Source organism: Bacteroidota bacterium, assembly GCA_016213405.1.
Taxonomy (GTDB): Bacteria; Bacteroidota; Bacteroidia; order Palsa-948; family Palsa-948; genus Palsa-948.
Window position 1 is genome coordinate 1 of record JACRAM010000040.1, and the last position, 3,284, is coordinate 3,284.

2 protein-coding genes are annotated in these 3,284 nt (G+C 40.9%); both read right to left on the reverse strand.

The genetic code is table 11. The annotated features are described in order from the left end of the window. Positions 1 to 250: 250 nt before the first annotated feature. Positions 251 to 1,567: a T9SS type A sorting domain-containing protein gene (locus tag HY841_04395; GenBank protein MBI4929980.1), complete on the reverse strand. Its 1,317-nt coding sequence runs from the start codon at positions 1,565 to 1,567 to the stop codon at positions 251 to 253. A gap of 51 nt (positions 1,568 to 1,618) precedes the next feature. Beyond that, on the reverse strand, positions 1,619 to 3,284 hold a 1,666-nt coding region (locus HY841_04400), incomplete at its 5' end, for a hypothetical protein (protein MBI4929981.1).

Genomic DNA, 3,284 nt, shown 5'->3' on the forward strand with positions numbered 1-3,284 from the left:
ATCACTTGCTTTTGCCTTCGGCTTCCTCCGCACAATGCCTCGCAACATTGCACTTGCTTTCAGCTAACACTTCGCGTTATCAACGTGTGTTCGGGACTTGCACCCTATAGTAAAAGAACATGGATGGCGCACAAAGAAAAAGCCCTCTGAATTTTTTTCAGGGGGCTTTTTGTAACAGGTCTTTACTGATTATTTCTGCTCCAGCGCTTCTATTTTTTTGTTTAGCTCGTCAATCATTTTTTGCTGTTCTTTATTTAATAATCATGAGTTTACCATTAAACTCTTCTGTATATGTTTTTAGTTTGTAAAAATACAGACCAGCGGGCATTTTATTTTCAGGCGACCAACTTTTTTCATATACACCCGCATTATAATATTCATCATTGATTAATTTAGCAACTGATTTGCCTGTTATGTCGAATATTTCTAATGTTACATTTCCATCTGTAGAAAGAGAGTATGTGAAATGGGTTTTATCGACAAAAGGATTCGGATAATTATAAATAGAAGGTGAAGTAATTTCTTCGGCAATATCAGGCGCTTGCTTGCAAGCAGGACAAACCAAGCTACAAGAATAAAATTCATATTCAATCCGAGCATCACTTATATTCGTGCTTGAAGATGTGAGTGTATTAACGTCTATCACAAAATGCTTTGAAGGATTACGCTCACCTACAAAGAAATATTTTTTATTCAATGGATCAAAAGTGGTGATGCCTCTAGCCAATGCAGTTACAGCGGAAGGAATTAAAATACTGGTTACGCTACCATTTATTGGAGTAACTTCAACAAAATCAAATGAACCACTACCATTGTCTCTTAATCCATAAATAATATTATTATTCACATCGTACTCGTATTCAACGGTAGTATTTCCACTTATTGCAGTGCTTGTAAAAGTAGCGGTTGCAACATCAATTACAAAATGCTTACTTGGGTTTCTTTCCGCAACGAAAAAATATCTTCTGTTTAACTGGTCATAAGTTGATGTGCCGCTAGCAACAAGGGAAGTAATAGCAGGGATTAATACACTTATTACATTGCCAGTTGTGGGATCCAATTTGACAAAGTCAAATAACCCAGCCCCATTATCCTTAAGTGCATAAATTTTATCATCATTAATGTCATATTGATATTCAATAGAAATATTACTTATTGGGGTGCTTGTAAAAGTTAAATTGTTAACATCAACTACAAAATGTTTACTCGGATTTCTATCTCCGACAAAAAAATACCTATTATTTACTGCATCAAAAGTTGAAGAAAATCTTAAAGCGCCTGTTGTTATTGATGGAATCAATGTAGTAGATAATCCAGTTAATGAATTAAATTGTGCAAAATCAAAAACGCCAATTCCGTTATCTCTTAACCCGTAGAGTGTTCCACCAGAACATGGTCCCAAGTAATCTCCATGACTTAAATGTCCGTTGACAGCAGTAGCTGGCACAGTTATCGTATTACAAGCATTTCCGGCTGTGTGACACAATGTAACACTTGGCTGAGAATAAGCGATGATACTTATCATGCTCAATAAAAACGCAGGTAATAATTTGATGATGTTTTTCATGATAAAAAAGTATTGTTGATTAATTATTTATTCCCTAACTCTTCATATTTTTCATCTCGTTGGTCTCATTTGCATTGGCTTTGTTTCCTGTGGCAACGCTGCCGGCTGATAACGTATGTCCTGCAGGTGATTTACAGTGCCGTCAAGTCGTTTCACATCTTTCACATTGCAGGTGATTTGATATTGAAAAGGGGTGTTGGAAGTTCCGTTTTCAAGTTCTTCCACATCAAAACCGGTTGCCGTTTTGTTGGTAACAACAACTCCTTTGCAGTTAATGTTTGATTCCAACTGAACAAATACCCTCAAGGGATGTTTGTCGTCAATGATTACACTGTTTGCAAAAATCGGGTCTATGTCAATATGGGTTTTTCCGTTAACCAAAGTTGCTTGTCCGTAATCATTGAATAAAAAATCAGGCGACTCTGAACTATACATTTCCACCTGATTGCCGTTAAGGTCGGGAACAGTGCAGGCGGCAGGCATCGTTCCTGTGCCATTAATTTTAAATTGTGTGACACCGCTCCAGTAATTAACTCTGACTATAACTCCGCCATTATCTGAATAAATGGCTTGCGAAACACCAAGAGATGTATTTCTTGCATAAACACCAAGAGTTAATCCTGTAAATGCCCCTCCCTGACCACCAACAAGAGAAGAACCTGCCACACCATTGCCGCTTCCGAAAACACCTGTGCCTGTTGCATTGGAATTGTTTCCAAAAACTCCTGCACCTCCGCCCGTGCCGTTGTATGCGCCTTCAATGGCTGAAAAGCCGGTAACTCCGCTTGTGACAGAACCATACACACCTCCTCCATCAAACGCAGAATATCCGTTTACTGCCCATGGGAAAGTAACATTACTAACACTATTCATCAGGTCACCAGCTATTACGGTATTAGTAGTTCCGATAAAAAACTCACCTAAATTACTTAAGCGTCCTCTTACAATATTATTAGAAACTAAATCCATGTGCTGATTGGTGGAGGTGCCGAGGAAGCGCAAAGCCGGGGTTGCATTTGTACCTGCGGTTGTGGTTGCGCAGAGCCATGCAGCCACTGTAGATGTTTGCGGTCCGCCAGAACCTGCTGTTCCATTTATATTTATTGTTCCATCTGTATTATAAGTTGGCGGAGTTAATGTCCATGTTGGACCGGTAGCCCCAGTTACGCCATTCGTTCCGTTAGTACCGTTAGTACCATTTGTGCCATTGGTTCCGTTTGTTCCAGCCGCACCTGTTGGACCGGTAACACCGTTGGTTCCATTAGTGCCGTTGGTACCATTTGTTCCATTGGTTCCGTTTGTTCCTGCAGGACCTGTTGGACCAGTCACTCCGTTTGTACCATTGGTGCCATTGGTTCCGTTTGTTCCATTGGTGCCATTGGTTCCCGCAGGACCTGTTGGACCAGTCACTCCGTTTGTACCATTCGTTCCGTTTGTTCCGTTTGTTCCATTGGTGCCATTTGTTCCTGCAGGACCTGTTGGACCAGTCACTCCGTTTGTACCATTCGTTCCGTTAGTTCCGTTTGTTCCATTGGTGCCATTTGTTCCCGCAGCACCCGTTGGACCGGTAACACCGTTGGTTCCATTCGTCCCGTTCGTGCCATTTGTTCCGTTCGTTCCATTTGTTCCTGCCAAACCAGTTGGACCGGTTACGCCATTAGTACCGTTTATGCCATTAGTACCATTTGTTCCGTTCGTTCCAGCTGCACCTGTCGGA